Origin of the sequence: Streptomyces sp. AV19, from assembly GCF_015999245.1 — a bacterium.
Taxonomy (GTDB): domain Bacteria; phylum Actinomycetota; class Actinomycetes; order Streptomycetales; family Streptomycetaceae; genus Streptomyces.
The window spans coordinates 281,189-296,347 of record NZ_JAEAMR010000010.1 but is presented as its reverse complement, the minus strand read 5'-3'; the positions used below and the strand labels follow the sequence as shown (position 1 = coordinate 296,347).

Genomic DNA, 15,159 nt, shown 5'->3' with positions numbered 1-15,159 from the left:
TGCTCCCCACAAGGAGCAAAGCCACCCGGATAACGGAGCGATGCTCAATGACGCACTTGTCTGCGGACATACTTGCAGCTGCCAAGCGGAACGAAATCAGCGCAGTGAGCGCAGTAATAGCCGAGACGGAATCACTCATCATGCAGCGGGCCCGTGACTACGCCACCTACGCGAGCAGCACTGATTACAACTTGGCCGAGGACCTGGCGCAAGCCGGCCGAATCACCGTGTGGGAATACCTCGGAAAGTTCGACGGTGAAACCGGCGCCCAATTCATGGCCTACATAGACCGTGAGTTGCACTCCACGATGCGGGACCAGCGCTGGAAGGCGACCCGCCCCGGAGTAACCCCCGCCGCAGCAAAGGACTTTGAAAAGGCGCTCGTCCTCGCGAAGGGCGACCCGTACGACGCCGCCCGCGCTGCGAGCACCGAAGAAATGGGCCCGAGGAAGATGAGCCCCGCGCACGCCTACGCCGCACTGCTGTCCTGGCTCGGCGTGGACTCCCTTGACCGGCCCCTGAATCACGACCTGTACGGCGACGAAATCACGCTCGGAGACGTCGTCGCCAGCCAGACCGGCCTACCCACCGAACTGCTCGACGCCACCGACTATGAGCCGGCCCGCCGCCGGGCCATCCGGGAGCAAGTCCACCACGCCTTGGGGCTGTTGAGTGAACGGCAGCGCCACATCCTCAAGGCGGACTACGGCATCACGCCGGTGTGGGACTACGGCGAGCACGGGTCGGACGCGGAGCTGGCCACGGACATGGGCATCACGCCGAAGCAGGTGCACGAGGCTCGCTGTAAGGCGCAGAAACGTTTCTGCACCCTGTACCTCGCGGGGGCGCAGACGTGGTGATCCCGACCCGCGACGGTGGCGCGGTCGTGGTCAGCCGGATCGGTTGCGGGGGCCTCGTGGATATCCATGTTCGAGACGCCGCGGGCCGGACGGTCGCCACGGTGGTTCGCCCGGTCGGCCTGGTGCTGCCCCTGCTGTCCGGTTACGCCCGAAGCGTCGAAACGCGGAAAAGGGTGTCTAGCAGATGACGCGCCAAGAGGGCGGGTAGTTCCAGCCAAAAAAGTCTTGATTATTCGAACGTGCGTACTACTGTGAGCTCATGAACGCTCACAGCCAGGAGTGCCGTAGCCGTATTGAGACGACCGTCGAAGTACCTATGCCCGCTGACGAAATGGGCCGCTGGGCGCCCTGCCGGGACCTGAGTCAGATCCTCGGGGCGCCCATCGTCCGCTCGTGCGACGACGTTCGCGCGGTGCTCGCATCAGAGGGGATCGTGATCGCAAACCTGATGAAGAAGCGCCGGCACAGCCGGTTCCGTCTCTGGGCGCGCGACCGCCGGACGAACCTCTGGGTCGCCTCTGTGGAGTGGACCATGTACGACTGCGGGTCGTGGGAGCCCGTTGATGAGGTGACGTTGGCCTGTGAGTTCGGCCGCGTCTTCCCGGGGACCGGCGCGGACGGTCCGGCGCTCCTGGCGGCGTGAACGCACGACGAAGCCCCGCCCACCGAGGAGTTGGTGAGCGGGGCCCGGTCGGTCGGGACGGTTGGCTTTCCGTCAGTCGTTCAGGGTTCCTCGACGGAGGGTCATTGTGAAGTGAGCGAACGCCTCGGCGGGAATGCTCAACGTCGGGCCATGTGGGCGCTTGCTGTCACGGACGGGGATGCTGCCGGGGAATTCGCGGGCGACTTCGATACAGTTGCCGCCGTCTCGGTCGCTGTAGCTGCTCTTGGTCCAACGAGCCGCGCCCACTTCGGTCTTCATCTCGCCCGTACCTCTCCATTGCCTCACTGATGAACGCAGCCGACTCTGTAGCCGACAGACAGTCAGCTCTGAGCACATCATAGGTGCGGACATGGCGGGCGACGACTGCCGGATCATCACTGAAGTGCCCACGATCCAGGGACTCCGTGTAGACCCATTCATGCCCATCGGGGAGCTTGATAATGGACATGGAAGCTTTGGGGCGTATGAGGCTTCCATCCCATGAAGGGGCCACCTGAATGCGAACGTTGGGACGTTTTCCCACAGTCAACAGGTGGGAGCACTGTCCGTGCATGACCCTATGGCTCTCCACCACGTTGCGGATTGTGCTCTCATCCAGCACGACGACCAGCAACGGCCCACCAGAGCGGAGGAACCGCTGTTGTCTACTTAATCGGGCGCGGACAAGTCTCTCTACGACGTCTAGGTCGGTCTCAGCTCCTCGGTGTGAGAACAAGGCGCGCGCATAGTCCTCGGTTTGCAGCAATCCCGGCATGACCTGATTCTGATACTCATGTAGCGACTCAGCTTCGGCGTCCATCTCAGCCCGACGATTAAACCAATCGGGGTGCTCCACATCGGGGTACCAGTCGATGCGGCGCCAGAGCTTCAGAAGGGCTCCACCGGTGCCGAGTTCACGATCACACGCTCTTACAACGTCCTCTGATGGTGGACGCTTGCCCGCTTCGATACGGGCAAGCACTGAACGTTCACACAATAGCCTTTTGGCAAGACGTGCTTGTGTGAGTCCGGCCGCCTCTCGGTAGTGCTTGAGTAACTCCCCGAAGGTTTCGGGTGCTGTGGCGACCGACCCCGAACCCGCGTTGCGACGAGCCATGGTCCCCCCTCTCACGCGTCTTGATCATCTTTTGTGTCAGTAGGTCACTGACACAGTAGAAGCATTGCTGCGGTGCGGCTTCACGGGCAACTCTCGTAGTGCACAGGAGAGTTGCCGAAGTGGAGTCGAGAAGGGCCTCGAACAAGTGGCGTATAGGCAGGGTAGGTTGATGAGGGACGTCGAGACGGGCCAGGTGGGAACGGTCGTTGAAGACCTTGATCGTAGGGTCAGGATGCGGCTGCACGGCGCGGACGGCCAGGAGTGGACCTGCCCCAAGCACCGGTTGCGCGATGCGACGGACGACGACCGGCGGGCCATCGGACTCCCGACGAGGGAGGAGCCGTGATCCCTCTGCCGCACAGCAGCGGACCCCCGGCCATGCCGGCCCCGGTCAAGGGCTGCGCCATCTGCGTCCGTCTCGACAGCGCACGGCGGGCGGCATGGAAGCGGGGTGACAGGGGGTCGGCCGACAAGTTCGCCGACGGGTTCGTCAAGCACCACGAGCGGCAGCACCCGGGGGCGCGGTGACCACCCGGACGAGCGACGAGCCCAGGGACGAGCCGGAGAGCGGGCGTCTTGTGGCCTTCCCTCCACTCGTTCAGGGCTGCCACGTGTGCCGCGCACGTGCCGAGGTCATCGCGACAGCCCTGTTCCTCGGAGACGGCAGGGCAGCCGCTACCGGCCTGCGGAGGTTGACAGACCACCTCGGGGACGACCACGGAGTCTTGATTGCGTCTCAGGCATCCCCGGGGCACCAGGGGACCGGGGTCGGCTACGAGGTCAAGGCCGGTGATGTGGTCGTGGATGACGACGGTGAGTGGATGCTCGTCCGCAAAGTACCGATCACCCCCTAGAGCCCGGCCGGTCGTCGCCCCCTGCGTGGCCGGCCGGGCACCCCTTCCGACTACACGGGGAGCCGGAAGGGCCCAAGACTCCGCCCCGCCGGGTGACGACGAACCCTCGGCGGGACGGGAACCACCCCCGCCCGGCCGCATCCGTACGCCCTGACTGGTCTTCCCCTTGTGCGCGACGTTGGGACCTTCCACCGTGCAAGGGGTCATCTTGCCCCGTCTGATGTGGAGAGGAGGAACGACGCATGTCGCAGCAGCACACCGCAGCGGACACGGCAAAGGACGCTGATCCCCTTGCCGTTCCGTCGGTCATCGTCCTGGGCGACGCTGCCACGCTGACGCGCGGTAGCGACAAGGACAGCACCGAGTCGAAGCAGGACCCGTACGACTGATCGAAGTAGTGGCGGCCCCCGGCAGGAGAAATCCCCACGGGGGCCGTTCCGATTCCTGGCGGTGGAAGAGGTGACGAGGTGGAAGAACGTAAAGCGCGTTGGTACGGCGGATGCGCACCAGGCAGCCGACCCACTGCGATCCCCGTGGGCACGCGCTTGATCTGGAGTGATCCGACGCTGTGGGTCTTTGGCGTCTGGGAAGCGAAGCACGTACGAACCGTGGAACTCGGCAACGCGCGGATCGCCGTTCTCGGCCCGTGCTCCGCTTCGGAACACGATCTTGCCCGTGCCTTATCGTGCCCCGATCTGGCGACGGTAGCCAGCTCGTGGGCCGGTTCGCACACGGTGGTGCGCACGGGCGTACGAGGCTTTGTGGAAGTGCTCGCCGACACGGCAGGGGCCTCCCCCCTCTATACGGTGAACACCCCCGGCGGTGTGGTGTGGGGGTCCAGCGCGCTCGCGCTCTCCCCGCTGGTCGGCGGGAGCGTGGACCCCGAATGGCTTGCTGCGTACCTGCGCGACAAGCACACGCCGGCTCCGGGCCGTAGCGCGTGGTCGGGCGTGACACCCGTGCCCGCCGGACACCTGCTGACGCTCGACGCCGAGGGCGGAACGTCGCTGGCCCCGTGGTGGAAGCCGGCGAAACGAACCCCCGACGAGGTTTCGGCAGCGCTCCGGCACGCGCTCGGCGAGGGGGTCCGCGTGCGGGTGGGAGGGGCGCCCGCGACCACGGACCTAGCGGGCATGGACTCAACCACCGTGGCGGTGCTCGCTGCACAGTACGGGCCGATCACTGGCGTGACGCTGCACCCGACGGGTGTCACAAACGGCGGAGATATGGAGTACGCCCGAGCACTGAACGTGCCTGGCCTGCGCCATACGTTCTTCCCGCTCGGTGTGCACCATCTGCCGTTCACCGCAACCGATTTCGCATTGCCCGTAACAGACGCGCCGGCTCCGTCAACTTCCGTGTGGTCGATGTTCTCGGAACAGCTACGGATGATGGCTGCCGCGGGTTCCGTCTGCCACCTGACCGGTGACGGCGGAGACAACCTCTTCCTGCCTACCCCGACCCACCTTGCGAGTCTCGCGCGCCGTGGGCACTGGTTGCGGATGCTCGGGGACGCCATGGACTGGGCGCGGTTGCGTCGGCAGAGTCCGCGCCCGCTGATCGCTGCTGCCCTCCGTGGCAACGCGGCGCACATCGGCCGTTCGGTACGGCCCCGCCCTCCGTGGCTCAACGTCTCCGTACCGAACGTGAACACCCCCACAGGCACCGATCCGGACACGGCTTTCGTCGCGTCCCTCCGGAACGCGGCACGGTCGGCGTACGCGGAAATCCAGCTCGCGGACGCGTTCGGCCTGGCGCTGCACAACCCGTACTTTGACGGGGCAGTCCTTGACGCTGTGATCTCTGCACCCGTTGAACAGCGGTACTCGGCGCACCGGTACAAGCCGCTGCTTGCCGACACGTTCGCCGATCTAATGCCCGAGGCGCACCGCAAGCGGGCCGCCAAGGGGGTGTTCGTCGGGGACTTCCACCACGGGCTGCGTGTCAACCTGCGGCGCGTGCTCAGACTCGCTGACGGGCGCCTGGCCTCCCTTGGACTCATCAATCCCGCCCCGCTGCGCGCGACGATTCACGCCGCAGCGCTCGGCGCACAGACCGTTTGGCCACCGCTGCTTGCTGCCCTCGCTTCCGAGGCATGGCTAGAGGCAGTCGAGCGCGCTCCCGGCACTGAGTGGGAAGAGCGCGCACCAGCCCCGGCGGGTGTGCGGTGAGCCGTAAGAATACGGTGGCTGCGCTCACCACCCATGCCTGTGTGCTCATCGACTACGACACAGGACACACCGAGCTGCGCCCCGCTTCGGACGCTGCCGCGAACATGGGTGCGACGGTCGTACGGCTCCGAGACGCTGCCCTTTCGTGGGGAACCGTCGAAGCGCCGGCGACCCTACCGGCCCCCGCGCCCGTCCCGATGCGGTGGCGCGTCGGTGCCGTGCCGGTCGTGCTCTTCACCGCTGCGGCATGGTTGATCGGCCCTCGTCGTGGCCGGTTCTCCCGACTCGTACGGCTGGCCTGTGTGGGGCGTGACTTGCCGCCGGCAACCGTGTATCAGTCTCGCTACGCTGTGCGCGCGGTTCGCTGGGCTGCACGGGCCTTGCCGATGCGCTGGGCGTGCTTGGAGGACTCAACGGCTGCCGCGCTCTTGCTGACGATGGCCCGGCGCCGGGCCGAATGGCGCCATGGCGTGGCCACCGACCCGATACGGCTGCACGCCTGGATTGCCGACCCGGAAGGGGAACCAGTCGAAGAACCGGCGGACACCGCTCTGTACGCCCCCACCTACACACCAGACGGACCAGGCCCGGCAAGGGCTGACAAGGAGTACGACCGTGAGTGACCCGCACATCCTCCTGACCGGCGAGAGCCTTGCCCTAGGAATGCCCCGCCAAGACATGCTGCCCGAGTACCACAAGTGGGAAAACGATCTCGGGACCATCCTCGGATACGGCAACCAGTGGGCCCAGGCATGGGAGGTACGCGCCGCTGGATACGAGCGGCAGCGCGCGAATGAGCGCTATCAACAGTTTGAGGTAGTGCGACTCAAGGACAAAGCGGCCGTAGGGATGACGGTCTTGCAGGTCAACACCTACGTGCGTACGGCCGAGTTCGTCATCGTGCTCGCCCCGAATGAACGGCGGAAGGGGTACGCGGCGGAAGCGGCCCGGTTGACCCTGGATTGGGCGTTCCACGTTGCGCACCTGCGCATGGTGTGGCTCAAGGTATTGGAGCCCAACCGTGCCGGAATCGCTGCCTACGAAAAGGCGGGGTTCCGCCCGTCCGGACGGTTGCGCGAGTCCGGCTATTGGCTCGGTCGGCCCGTGGATGAACTGCTCATGGATGCGCTGCCAGCGGACTTCCCCGGCCCGTCTGCCGTGACAGCCACTCTCGGCGACTGATCTTTTAGGCGTTCGCGAGCGCGCCCCATTCGCCGTTCTGTGGGCGGGGTTTCCTCCGTCGTGTCCGGGCCCCGGCCTGTACCCACAGACCTCCCGACAACGGTCGGTGCCCGATGGTGTCGGCAGTCAGCAGACCGGGGTCGTCACCAGCCTATCCGGAGCGACGGCTCACCCCTCGCCGGCGGACGCGCTCCGGTCGGCGACGTAGGTTCCGCGCTGCGGGACGACGAACAGCACCCCCTCGGCGACCAGGGCAGCAATCGCCCGGCGGACGGTCGGCCGGGAAAGCCCGTACTCCTCGCACAGACGGGTCTCCGACAGGATCGGCCGACGCGGCTTCCAGTCCCCGCGCTGAATCCGCGCACGAAGAATGCCCGTGAGCTGCTGAAAGGGCGCCTCTGGTGCGTCACGGATGATCTCTGCGTCTGGCTCGTACTCCACAGCCCAGACCGTACCGGCCCGCCCCGTAGGCGTACACATCAAGCCAAGTGAGTTGACGTGCCTTTACAAGCTCTTACGTCGCTTGACGTAAAGGACTACTCTCCGAAAGTGAAGCGCCCCGGAAGACCGCTGGTATCGGTCCGCCGGGGCTTCGCCCTCCAGCTTCCAAGGAGCTGAACGACGCATGCGTGATCGTATCCTCCGCGCCCTCCGCTGGGCGCTCCGGCTGCTGCTGCCCGCCCACGGCGAGCACCGCACCACCAAGACGACGACGCCGACCGCCCCCGCCGAGACCGCCCCGGTCACCGTCACCGTCCCCGTCTCGATCTCCGTGTGGCGGAAGCCGTGGCGCGGCCCCTCCTCCGCCCAGGTCCGCGCCATCTTCCACGCCGAAGAAGACGAAGGGTTGACCCTGGAACAGCGGGAGCACCGCTGGGCGGTGAGGTTCGAGGCGATCGGCGTCGATTACCCGCAGAGGTACAAGGGCGACCACTTCGAACAGCTCGCGTGCGCCCGCCGGGCGGGGGTGCCCGCATGAGCCTCGCCGACTGGATCCCGGTGGACGCTCCGGCCGTCCGCCCCGCCGCGCGCTGCCACGTCTGCGGAACCAAGACCGTCGCGCCCGTCGAAGTGGGGTGCATCGAAAGGGCCAGTGCCTCGGCTGTCGGTCTCTACGCCTGCCCGGAGCACGCACCCAACCCCGAGCACCACCGCCCCGGCGCCGACGACGTTCCGCCCGCCCGCCAGCACCCCGAAGGGTGTGACGACTGATGGGGAGAAGTGGACCGCGCGGCCCCTACTACGCCGGTCGGGACATCTGTCAGACCTGCGGCACCGGGGAACTCATCAGGGCACGGGACCGGCTGATCCGTAACCACGCCCGCGAAGTGTGGGCGCACAACTCCCGCACGGGCCGACGGGAGTTCACCGGCTCGTACGAGCCCTGCCCCGGCAGCAACAGCGTCCCCACGGCGCCGATCTGGTGGCCCGGCATGGAACCCGGGACGCCCACCGAACCAGCTCCGTTTTCCCCGCCGGAGTACGGAGTGTTCCACCTCGGTGCCTGCATACAGGCACGCATCTACAGCCGGACCGAGGCGAACAAGCTCCGCGAGGAGTACACCAACCTGACGCCGGACTCGTCGCCGGGGCACTACACGGTCCACGTCCTCTGTGCGCGGCACCGAGACCGGGCACGGGCCAAGGACGGGTGCGACCAGTGCGCTACCGGTCCCGCGAAGGGAGCGAAGCAGTGACCGAGTACGGCGTGTTCTACGACGGCGAGTGCATCGAAGCCGCGCTCTACAGCCCCGAAGAAGCAGAGACCGCGCGGCAGGAGTGCCAGACCGACGACCCCGACGCGGGACCCGGTGACTACACCGTCCACGCGATGTGCATGGAGCACCGAGACAACGAACAGGCCAAGGGGCACTGCGACTTGTGCGCCGAGGAGTACGGCGACTGACCCCACCTGAAAGAGCGAGACGAGCCCCGTTCGGCACCCCGCCGGGCGGGGCCCTCTGCTGGCGTACCAGGCATGCAAACCACAGCAGGACCGTACGCGGTCGTCATGGACCCCGCCGCACCAGGATCGGGACGACTGTGGCCACGAGACGCGCCCCCTACCGACTACGCCCACGGCTGGGTGGAGGAGCCCTACGACGGCTCCGGCTGGGTCGTAGGCCCCGGCCCGAGTCCCCGCGCAAGCACCGTCTCCGCCCACGTCCCGGACCTCTCTGCGGCAGGCTGGTGGCTCCACGGATACCGCACCGCACGGGAGACACAGTGAGCGACGACGACCACAACGTCCCCACCCCGACCCCCAGCGACACAGCACGCCTGGACCAACTCTCCGCGCAATGGCGGGACCAACCCCCGGACGTTCAGCGGGCCGTCATCGACGCCGCCAACGCACTCCGCGACGACCCGAGCAACGACCAGGCCATGAGGCTCATAGACGCACTGCGCGCCGGCGGCTTCGACATGGCCCCGGGCGACGAGCACTGAGCGCCGGTTCCACCGAATCCATGACGCCTACACCTGCCCCGTGGTAGGCAAACAGAGATCACCACGGGGGCCGTCACCAGGGGAGGGACCATGGAGAAGAAAGCAAAGACGTGGCTCGGTGTCGGGGCGGGAGTGCTCGTCTTAGGCGGCATCATCTCGCTCTTCCAGGACGACGACGACAAGACCGACACCGCAACAGCCCAGCCGAAGACGTCCGCGTCGGCCCCGGCCACCGCCGACGGACAGACGACTGCCCCCGCGACAACGAGCGGCATACCGAGCCCCGACACAGCCCAGACGGCCCGGCTCGTCGCAGCGCTCCGCGAGGTGCATCCCGGGCTCGTCACGAAGGAAGCGAAGGCCATCAGCCGGGCCCGTGACGTCTGTCTCGACATCACACAAGGGAAGGACTCGGCGACCATCCGTGGGAACGCGAAGCAGCGCTTCCAAGGCGGGGACGTGGCACTCAGCGATGACCAGGCGGACAAGGTCGTGAAGGCCGTTGAGGGCTCGTTCTGCCACTGATCAGCCATCGACAGCCCCCGTTCAGCCACGTGCCAGACGGGGGCTTCCGCATGCTCTGACCGGCCCCTATGCTCAGAACCCCCACTTACGAGCTCCGGGAAAAGGGCGGGGCGGGGAGACGACCCTCCCCCAGCCCAACCCCTACGCGTGCGGCGCCCAGAACGCCGCCAGCCGCCCCACCCCGTGCTCCACGCCCTTCCACGACCCGCTGAACGTGATCACCGCGATCCCCGCCGTCGGGAACCCGGACCGGTTCATCCGCGGCAGCAGGTCTCCGTCCGCCTCCCCGGACAGCGCGTCCGCCAGCGCGTGCATCCCGGGGTTGTGGCCGATCACCAGCAGGTCGGACACCTCGTCCGACACCTCGTTGAGCACGGCGATCAGCTCGCCCAGCGACGCCTCGTAGAGCCGTTCCTCGTACACGGTGCGCGGTCGCTGGACCAGCTCGGGCGCCGCGAGCTTCCAGGTCTCGCGGGTGCGGGCGGCGGTCGAGCACAGGGCCAGGTCGGGGGTGACGCCGGATCCGGCGAGCCAGCGTCCGGCGACCGGAGCGTCCTTGCGGCCGCGCTCGGCGAGCGGACGCTCGTGGTCGTCGACGTCGGGCCAGTCGGCCTTGGCGTGGCGGAAGAGGACGATCCTGCGGGTCGTTTCGGCGCTCATGCGGTCCAGCTTCGCACGAAACCGACCGCGAGGCGCGGGGTGTTGGGAGGCTTGCACTCCCCGGGGGAAGGACCTCACAAGAGCGACGCCCAGTGGCCGACGAGCAGGACGATCCGGGCCGGCGGACCCGGCCCGTCCGCGGCGCCCTCCGCCGCCGGAGCCGGGGCCGGGGCGGCGAGCAGGACGAACAGGGCCACGAAGGCGAGCACGGGCAGCACCACGGCCCACCATGGCAGACGGGTCTGCGCGGAACGCGTGGGGTCGTGCCTGCGGGCGGGCATGGGGGCGCCTCCGTACGGTCCGGTCCTGCGCACCGCGTCGCGTCGCGGTGCACTACGAACCTACGGAGCGGGGGCCTCCCCTCCCATCCGGTGAACCCCCCAATCGCCCCGGAGGCGGGCCCCCTAGGGGACGGTGGTGACAGCACCACCGTCCCGAAGGACCAAGGGGGTCAGCCCGAGGCGAAGGTGGCGATGATTCCGATGACGACGGTGATGCCGAGCATCGCGCCGAGGATGGTCAGAAACGCCTTCTGACCGTTCTTGGGGTCGGGGTTGGTGTCCATGACGGGCATGCCCCCAGTGTCCCAGTCCGTCCGCCGGCCCCCGCACCGGGGTCAGGTCTCGTCCTCGATGCTGCGGTCCCGGCCCGCCAGCAGCCCGGCCACCGCCTGTGGCACCGTCAGCGCCGCCAGCAGCGCGATGGGCAGCTCCCAGCCACCGGTGGCCTGGTAGAGCCGGCCCACCAGCAACGGCCCGGGGATGGAGAGGAGATAGCCGACGCTCTGGGCGAAGGCGGACAGTCGCACCACGCCCGCGCCGGTCCGCGCCCGCATGCCGATCATCGTCAGGGCCAGCGGGAAGGAGCTGTTGGCGATGCCGAGGAGCACCGCCCAGGCCCAGCAGCCGCCGGCCGGGGCGAGCCACAGCCCGGCGTACCCGGCGAGGCCGCAGGCGATGAGGGCCAGGGCGACGAAGCCCTGGTTGCGCACCCGGGCCGCGATGCCGGGCAGCAGCAGCGAGAAGGGGACGCCCATCAGCATGGTCACCGCCGCCAGCAGTCCCGCGGTCCCCGCCCCGACCCCCGCGTCGCGGAAGATCTGTGGCATCCAGCCCATGGTGATGTACGCGCCGGTGGACTGGAGCCCGAAGAAGACGGCGAGGGCCCAGGCCGTGGGGCTGCGGCGGATGGACGGGACGGGCGCGGCCGGCTCCGGGAGGACGGCGGCGGGCCCGTCCCGCCCGTCCGGCCGCCGGGCGAGGTACCACCACGCCGTCCCCGCCGCGAGGGCGAGCAGCGACCAGACCGCCAGCCCCGGCCGCCAGCCGCCTCCCAGCGCGCCCGTGACCGGCACGGTGGAGGCCGCGGCGATCGCCGAGCCGCCGGTGAGGGCCATGGAGTACAGGCCGGTCATCGGGCCGACCCGGTCGGGGAACCAGCGCTTGACGACCACGGGCATCAGGACGTTGCCCACCGCTATGCCGGCCAGGGCGAGCGCGCTCAGCAGCAGGAACCCGGCGGTGCCGCCCGCGAACGGCCGCAGGGCCAGGCCCGCGGCGATCGCGGCGAGCCCGCCGCAGACCACGGCCGCCGGGCCGAAGCGCCGGGCCAGCCGCGGCGCGGCCGGGCCCAGCAGCGCGAAGCACAGGGAGGGGACGGAGGTGAGCAGCCCGGCGACGGTGCCGCTCATGCCGAGGCCCTGCCGGACCTCCTCCATCAGCGAGCCCAGACTGGTGACCGCGGGCCGCAGGTTGAGGGCGGCCAGGACGAGGCCCGCGGCCGCCCACCACCGGGCCGGTACGCGGGCCGCCCACCCCGCCGCCGTCGTCCGCCCGTCCGCCGCACCCGTCGTACCCGTCCCGCCCCTCGCACGCGTCATGCCGCCCATCATAGAATCATGGGATGAATGGAGTCGCCATGTCTCTGACCTCGCCCCGCAGGGCCCCGCTCGTGGACCAGGTGATCGACGGGCTGCGCCGGCAGATCACCTCCGGCGTCTGGCCGGTCGGCTCCCGCATCCCGACCGAGCCGGAGCTCGTCGAGCGGCTGGGCGTCGCCCGCAACACCGTCCGGGAGGCCGTCCGCGCCCTCGCGCACAACGGCCTGCTCACCATCCGGCAGGGCTCGGGCACCTACGTCGCCGCCACCAGTGAGCTGGCCGGCGTGATGAACCGCCGCTTCGCCGGCGCCGACCCGCTGCACGTGGCGGAGCTGCGCAGCGCGCTGGAGACCAAGGCCGCGGCCCTGGCGGCGCGACGGCGCACCGAGGAGGACCTGCGACGGCTGGAGGAGCTGCTGGAGCGGCGCGAGCGGGAGTGGCACTCGGGCCTGCTGGAGCGGTTCGTCGAGGCCGACGCGGCGTTCCACACCGCGGTCGTGGCCGCCGCGCACAACGAGGTGCTGGCCGTGCTCTACGCGGATCTCGGCTCGGTCGTCCGGGAGTTCCTGCGCGCGGGCGTGGGGGCCGGCTCGCACCCCCGGGTGCTGACCGACCACGCCCGGCTGGTCGCGGCGATCCGCGCGGGGGACGCGGTCGCGGCGGCCCTGGAGGCGAGCGAGCACCCGTATGTGAGCGGGGGGACGGATCAGCCCGGCTCGTGACTGACCCAGGCGTCCCGCACGGTCAGCCAGCAGCGCTGGGCGAGGGTGACGTGCCGGGTGGGGCCGACGGTGACGGGGGCGGTGTCCATCGCGGGGTCCCACCAGCGGGCGCAGCGCAGGTGGAGCTGCACCTGGTCGGGGGTGGCGTTGCCGTTGAAGCAGTCGGCCGTGGCGTGCGAGCCGCGGACGCGGGTGTGGCACTCGGCGCCGGGCGGCGGGACGGGACGCGGCGCCGGGCGGGCGGACGGGGCGCGCGGGTGGGCGGCGAGCGGGCCGGGCGCGGAGGGCCCGGCGAGGGCCGCGGCGGTCAGCAGCAGTGCGGTGGTCCGGCGGAGACCGGAAGCGCGTATCACGGCCGTACCTCCTCCCCCGGTCGTCCGAGGGGACGTTGCTCCACCAGTGTGCGGGCGGGCGGCCGGTTTCTCGACTCGAACGGCCCGAGGACGACACGAGGGCGGCGGCCGGTCCCCGGGGACCGGCCGCCGCCCTCGGCGGTTCACGACGTGCCGGGCGTCAGGCACCCATCATGTGCACGCCGCCGTCGACGTGCACGATCTCGCCGGTGGTGCGGGGGAAGAAGTCCGACAGCATGCCGACGACGCCGCGGCCGGCCGGCTCCGGGTCGGCGAGGTCCCAGCCGATGGGCGCGCGGCGGTTCCACACGTCCGCCAGCTCCTCGAAGCCCGGGATGGACTTGGCGGCCATCGAGCGGATCGGGCCGGCCGAGACCAGGTTGCAGCGGATGCCCTTGGGGCCCAGGTCACGGGCGAGGTAGCGGTTGGTGCCCTCCAGGGCGGCCTTGGCCACGCCCATCCAGTCGTACTTCGGCCAGGCGAACTGGGCGTCGAAGGTGAGGCCGACGATGGAGGAGCCCTCGCGCATCACCGGCAGCAGAGCGGTGGCGAGCGCCTTGTAGGAGTACGCCGAGACGTGGACGGCCGTGGAGACGTCCTCCCACGTGGCCTCCAGGAAGTTGAAGGCGCCCTGCGGGCCGAAGGCGATGGAGTGCACGATGCCGTCGAGGGCCACGCCCTCGCCGAGGTGCTCGCGCACCTTGTCGGCGATGCCGTCCAGCTGCTCCTGGTTGGTGACGTCCAGCTCGATCACCGGAGCGGGCTTCGGCAGCCGCTTGGCGATGCGCTCGACCAGGGAGAGCCGGCCGAACCCGGTCAGGATGACCTCGGCGCCCTCGTTCTGGGCCACCTTGGCGGCCTGGAAGGCGATCGACTGCTCGGTCAGGACACCCGTGACCAGGATGCGCTTGCCTGCGAGGATTCCACTCATGGTGATCAGTGACCCATGCCCAATCCGCCGTCGACGGGAACGACGGCTCCGGTGATGTATGCGGCCTCGTCCGAGGCGAGGAAGCGGACCGAGGCGGCGATCTCCTCGGGCTGCGCGTAACGGCCCAGCGGGACGTTGGCGACGATGCCGGCGCGCTGCTCGTCGCTGAGCACGGCCGTCATGTCGGTGTCCACGAAGCCGGGTGCGACGACGTTGACGGTGATGTTGCGGGAGCCCAGCTCGCGGGCGAGGGAGCGGGCGAAGCCCACCAGGCCGGCCTTGGAGGCGGCGTAGTTCGCCTGCCCCGCCGAGCCCAGCAGGCCGACCACGGAGGAGATCAGCACGACGCGGCCCTTGCGGGCGCGGAGCATGCCCTTCGAGGCGCGCTTGACGACCCGGAAGGTGCCGGTGAGGTTGGTCTCCACGACCGAGGTGAAGTCCTCCTCGGACATGCGCAGCAGCAGCTGGTCGCGGGTGACGCCGGCGTTGGCCACCAGCACCTCGACCGCGCCCTGCTTCTCCTCGATCTCCTTGTAGGCCTGCTCGACCTGCTCCGGGTCCGTGATGTCGCACTTGACCGCGAGGAAGCCCGCCGGCGGCTCGCCCGACCGGTAGGTGATGGCGACCTTGTCGCCCGCGTCGGCGAAGGCGCGCGCGATGGCGAGGCCGATGCCCCGGTTTCCTCCGGTGACGAGAACCGAGCGGCTCAAAGGATCACCCTTCCGTTAGTGGATCCGAATCCATGGACATGGACGGAGCTGGACTACATGAACGTATCGGTAGAGGTCGCCGGAGAGACAATCGGGCACTGACA

The 15,159-nt window shown here is 69.2% G+C and carries 24 protein-coding genes and 1 pseudogene; 15 read left to right on the top strand and 10 right to left on the bottom strand.

Annotation, left to right across the window (positions count from 1 at the left end):
* Positions 1-104: 104 nt before the first annotated feature.
* The gene (locus tag I5Q34_RS19745) at positions 105-860 is read left to right on the top strand and encodes a sigma-70 family RNA polymerase sigma factor (RefSeq protein WP_199893649.1); all 756 of its coding nucleotides are present in this window, start codon (positions 105-107) and stop codon (positions 858-860) included.
* Between the two features lie 259 nt (positions 861-1,119).
* Positions 1,120-1,503 carry a hypothetical protein gene (locus I5Q34_RS19740; RefSeq protein WP_199893648.1) on the top strand — a complete coding sequence of 128 codons (384 nt, stop codon included), beginning with the start codon at positions 1,120-1,122 and terminating at the stop codon, positions 1,501-1,503.
* A 72-nt stretch (positions 1,504-1,575) separates the two neighbouring features.
* On the opposite strand, the gene I5Q34_RS35815 is transcribed toward I5Q34_RS19740, so the two are convergent.
* Positions 1,576-1,782, bottom strand: a complete 207-nt coding sequence (locus tag I5Q34_RS35815) for a DUF397 domain-containing protein (RefSeq protein ID WP_307811698.1) — start codon at positions 1,780-1,782, stop codon at positions 1,576-1,578.
* A 34-nt stretch (positions 1,783-1,816) separates the two neighbouring features.
* Positions 1,817-2,620, bottom strand: a pseudogene (locus I5Q34_RS19735) (Scr1 family TA system antitoxin-like transcriptional regulator); the annotation flags it as partial.
* A gap of 169 nt (positions 2,621-2,789) precedes the next feature.
* Between I5Q34_RS19735 and I5Q34_RS19730 the strand changes: the two are divergent.
* The 6 genes from I5Q34_RS19730 to I5Q34_RS19705 all read left to right on the top strand — a co-directional run bounded on the left by I5Q34_RS19730 (position 2,790) and on the right by I5Q34_RS19705 (position 6,827).
* Entirely contained in the window at positions 2,790-2,966 is a 177-nt protein-coding gene (locus tag I5Q34_RS19730; RefSeq protein WP_199893646.1) for a hypothetical protein, read from the top strand.
* Positions 2,963-3,148 (top strand): hypothetical protein, encoded by a 186-nt coding sequence (locus tag I5Q34_RS19725; RefSeq protein WP_199893645.1) that lies wholly within the window; start codon positions 2,963-2,965, stop codon positions 3,146-3,148. The genes I5Q34_RS19730 and I5Q34_RS19725 overlap by 4 nt, the downstream gene beginning before the upstream one ends.
* 568 nt (positions 3,149-3,716) lie before the next feature.
* Complete coding sequence (locus I5Q34_RS19720) at positions 3,717-3,863, top strand: albusnodin family lasso peptide (protein ID WP_199893644.1); 147 nt, start codon at positions 3,717-3,719, stop codon at positions 3,861-3,863.
* Between the two features lie 78 nt (positions 3,864-3,941).
* Complete coding sequence (locus tag I5Q34_RS19715; RefSeq protein WP_199893643.1) at positions 3,942-5,645, top strand: albusnodin/ikarugamycin family macrolactam cyclase; 1,704 nt, start codon at positions 3,942-3,944, stop codon at positions 5,643-5,645.
* Between the two features lie 104 nt (positions 5,646-5,749).
* A complete protein-coding gene (locus I5Q34_RS19710; RefSeq protein ID WP_307811722.1) occupies positions 5,750-6,268 on the top strand; it encodes a lasso peptide biosynthesis B2 protein in 519 nt (172 codons plus the stop codon).
* Positions 6,261-6,827, top strand: coding sequence for a GNAT family N-acetyltransferase (locus I5Q34_RS19705; protein WP_199893641.1), 567 nt, complete (start codon positions 6,261-6,263; stop codon positions 6,825-6,827). Before I5Q34_RS19710 ends, I5Q34_RS19705 begins: the two co-directional genes overlap by 8 nt.
* 168 nt (positions 6,828-6,995) lie before the next feature.
* Here I5Q34_RS19705 and I5Q34_RS19700 read toward each other — a convergent pair whose 3' ends face one another.
* Positions 6,996-7,268 (bottom strand): winged helix-turn-helix domain-containing protein, encoded by a 273-nt coding sequence (locus I5Q34_RS19700; protein ID WP_199893640.1) that lies wholly within the window; start codon positions 7,266-7,268, stop codon positions 6,996-6,998.
* A gap of 184 nt (positions 7,269-7,452) precedes the next feature.
* Here I5Q34_RS19700 and I5Q34_RS19695 point away from each other — a divergent pair, with 184 nt between their 5' ends.
* The 6 genes from I5Q34_RS19695 to I5Q34_RS19670 all read left to right on the top strand — a co-directional run bounded on the left by I5Q34_RS19695 (position 7,453) and on the right by I5Q34_RS19670 (position 9,800).
* Positions 7,453-7,806 (top strand): hypothetical protein, encoded by a 354-nt coding sequence (locus I5Q34_RS19695; RefSeq protein WP_199893639.1) that lies wholly within the window; start codon positions 7,453-7,455, stop codon positions 7,804-7,806.
* Positions 7,803-8,039, top strand: coding sequence for a hypothetical protein (locus I5Q34_RS19690; RefSeq protein ID WP_199893638.1), 237 nt, complete (start codon positions 7,803-7,805; stop codon positions 8,037-8,039). Before I5Q34_RS19695 ends, I5Q34_RS19690 begins: the two co-directional genes overlap by 4 nt.
* The gene (locus tag I5Q34_RS19685) at positions 8,039-8,524 is read left to right on the top strand and encodes a hypothetical protein (protein WP_199893637.1); all 486 of its coding nucleotides are present in this window, start codon (positions 8,039-8,041) and stop codon (positions 8,522-8,524) included. Before I5Q34_RS19690 ends, I5Q34_RS19685 begins: the two co-directional genes overlap by 1 nt.
* Positions 8,521-8,733, top strand: coding sequence for a hypothetical protein (locus tag I5Q34_RS19680; RefSeq protein ID WP_199893636.1), 213 nt, complete (start codon positions 8,521-8,523; stop codon positions 8,731-8,733). The genes I5Q34_RS19685 and I5Q34_RS19680 overlap by 4 nt, the downstream gene beginning before the upstream one ends.
* Positions 8,734-9,053: 320 nt before the next feature.
* A complete protein-coding gene (locus I5Q34_RS19675) occupies positions 9,054-9,275 on the top strand; it encodes a hypothetical protein (protein WP_199893635.1) in 222 nt (73 codons plus the stop codon).
* Between the two features lie 90 nt (positions 9,276-9,365).
* Positions 9,366-9,800 (top strand): hypothetical protein, encoded by a 435-nt coding sequence (locus tag I5Q34_RS19670; RefSeq protein ID WP_199893634.1) that lies wholly within the window; start codon positions 9,366-9,368, stop codon positions 9,798-9,800.
* Positions 9,801-9,941: 141 nt separating this feature from the next.
* Here I5Q34_RS19670 and I5Q34_RS19665 read toward each other — a convergent pair whose 3' ends face one another.
* From I5Q34_RS19665 to I5Q34_RS19655, 4 genes are all read right to left on the bottom strand, one after another.
* Positions 9,942-10,460, bottom strand: a complete 519-nt coding sequence (locus I5Q34_RS19665) for a histidine phosphatase family protein (RefSeq protein WP_199893633.1) — start codon at positions 10,458-10,460, stop codon at positions 9,942-9,944.
* A gap of 74 nt (positions 10,461-10,534) precedes the next feature.
* Positions 10,535-10,741 (bottom strand): hypothetical protein, encoded by a 207-nt coding sequence (locus tag I5Q34_RS19660; protein WP_199894344.1) that lies wholly within the window; start codon positions 10,739-10,741, stop codon positions 10,535-10,537.
* A 170-nt stretch (positions 10,742-10,911) separates the two neighbouring features.
* Positions 10,912-11,034 carry an SGM_5486 family transporter-associated protein gene (locus I5Q34_RS35555; protein WP_267911984.1) on the bottom strand — a complete coding sequence of 41 codons (123 nt, stop codon included), beginning with the start codon at positions 11,032-11,034 and terminating at the stop codon, positions 10,912-10,914.
* 42 nt (positions 11,035-11,076) lie between these two features.
* Positions 11,077-12,339 carry an MFS transporter gene (locus I5Q34_RS19655; RefSeq protein WP_234429154.1) on the bottom strand — a complete coding sequence of 421 codons (1,263 nt, stop codon included), beginning with the start codon at positions 12,337-12,339 and terminating at the stop codon, positions 11,077-11,079.
* Positions 12,340-12,377: 38 nt separating this feature from the next.
* On the opposite strand from I5Q34_RS19655, the gene I5Q34_RS19650 reads away from it, so the two are divergent.
* Positions 12,378-13,061, top strand: coding sequence for a FadR/GntR family transcriptional regulator (locus I5Q34_RS19650; RefSeq protein WP_199893631.1), 684 nt, complete (start codon positions 12,378-12,380; stop codon positions 13,059-13,061).
* Here I5Q34_RS19650 and I5Q34_RS19645 read toward each other — a convergent pair.
* The 3 genes from I5Q34_RS19645 to fabG all read right to left on the bottom strand — a co-directional run bounded on the left by I5Q34_RS19645 (position 13,046) and on the right by fabG (position 15,055).
* Positions 13,046-13,414 carry a hypothetical protein gene (locus I5Q34_RS19645; RefSeq protein WP_277965358.1) on the bottom strand — a complete coding sequence of 123 codons (369 nt, stop codon included), beginning with the start codon at positions 13,412-13,414 and terminating at the stop codon, positions 13,046-13,048. The genes I5Q34_RS19650 and I5Q34_RS19645 overlap by 16 nt on opposite strands.
* Before the next feature lie 160 nt (positions 13,415-13,574).
* Positions 13,575-14,345: an enoyl-ACP reductase FabI gene (gene fabI / locus I5Q34_RS19640; RefSeq protein ID WP_199893630.1), complete on the bottom strand. Its 771-nt coding sequence runs from the start codon at positions 14,343-14,345 to the stop codon at positions 13,575-13,577.
* A gap of 5 nt (positions 14,346-14,350) precedes the next feature.
* Positions 14,351-15,055 carry a 3-oxoacyl-[acyl-carrier-protein] reductase gene (fabG, locus tag I5Q34_RS19635; protein ID WP_199893629.1) on the bottom strand — a complete coding sequence of 235 codons (705 nt, stop codon included), beginning with the start codon at positions 15,053-15,055 and terminating at the stop codon, positions 14,351-14,353.
* Positions 15,056-15,159: the final 104 nt, after the last annotated feature.

Excerpts from the sequence above, each read along its gene's own strand:
- I5Q34_RS19690 (WP_199893638.1), top strand. The coding sequence starts at position 7,803 with ATGAGCCTCGCCGACTGGATCCCGGTGGACGCTCCGGCCGTCCGCCCC.
- I5Q34_RS19660 (WP_199894344.1), bottom strand. The coding sequence starts at position 10,741 with ATGCCCGCCCGCAGGCACGACCCCACGCGTTCCGCGCAGACCCGTCTG.
- I5Q34_RS19720 (WP_199893644.1), top strand. The coding sequence starts at position 3,717 with ATGTCGCAGCAGCACACCGCAGCGGACACGGCAAAGGACGCTGATCCC.
- I5Q34_RS19670 (WP_199893634.1), top strand. The coding sequence starts at position 9,366 with ATGGAGAAGAAAGCAAAGACGTGGCTCGGTGTCGGGGCGGGAGTGCTC.
- I5Q34_RS35815 (WP_307811698.1), bottom strand. The coding sequence starts at position 1,782 with ATGAAGACCGAAGTGGGCGCGGCTCGTTGGACCAAGAGCAGCTACAGC.
- I5Q34_RS19665 (WP_199893633.1), bottom strand. The coding sequence starts at position 10,460 with ATGAGCGCCGAAACGACCCGCAGGATCGTCCTCTTCCGCCACGCCAAG.
- I5Q34_RS35555 (WP_267911984.1), bottom strand. The coding sequence starts at position 11,034 with ATGCCCGTCATGGACACCAACCCCGACCCCAAGAACGGTCAGAAGGCG.
- I5Q34_RS19695 (WP_199893639.1), top strand. The coding sequence starts at position 7,453 with ATGCGTGATCGTATCCTCCGCGCCCTCCGCTGGGCGCTCCGGCTGCTG.
- I5Q34_RS19655 (WP_234429154.1), bottom strand. The coding sequence starts at position 12,339 with ATGACGCGTGCGAGGGGCGGGACGGGTACGACGGGTGCGGCGGACGGG.
- I5Q34_RS19685 (WP_199893637.1), top strand. The coding sequence starts at position 8,039 with ATGGGGAGAAGTGGACCGCGCGGCCCCTACTACGCCGGTCGGGACATC.
- I5Q34_RS19710 (WP_307811722.1), top strand. The coding sequence starts at position 5,750 with ATGGGTGCGACGGTCGTACGGCTCCGAGACGCTGCCCTTTCGTGGGGA.
- I5Q34_RS19740 (WP_199893648.1), top strand. The coding sequence starts at position 1,120 with ATGAACGCTCACAGCCAGGAGTGCCGTAGCCGTATTGAGACGACCGTC.
- fabI (WP_199893630.1), bottom strand. The coding sequence starts at position 14,345 with ATGAGTGGAATCCTCGCAGGCAAGCGCATCCTGGTCACGGGTGTCCTG.
- I5Q34_RS19650 (WP_199893631.1), top strand. The coding sequence starts at position 12,378 with ATGTCTCTGACCTCGCCCCGCAGGGCCCCGCTCGTGGACCAGGTGATC.
- I5Q34_RS19730 (WP_199893646.1), top strand. The coding sequence starts at position 2,790 with ATGAGGGACGTCGAGACGGGCCAGGTGGGAACGGTCGTTGAAGACCTT.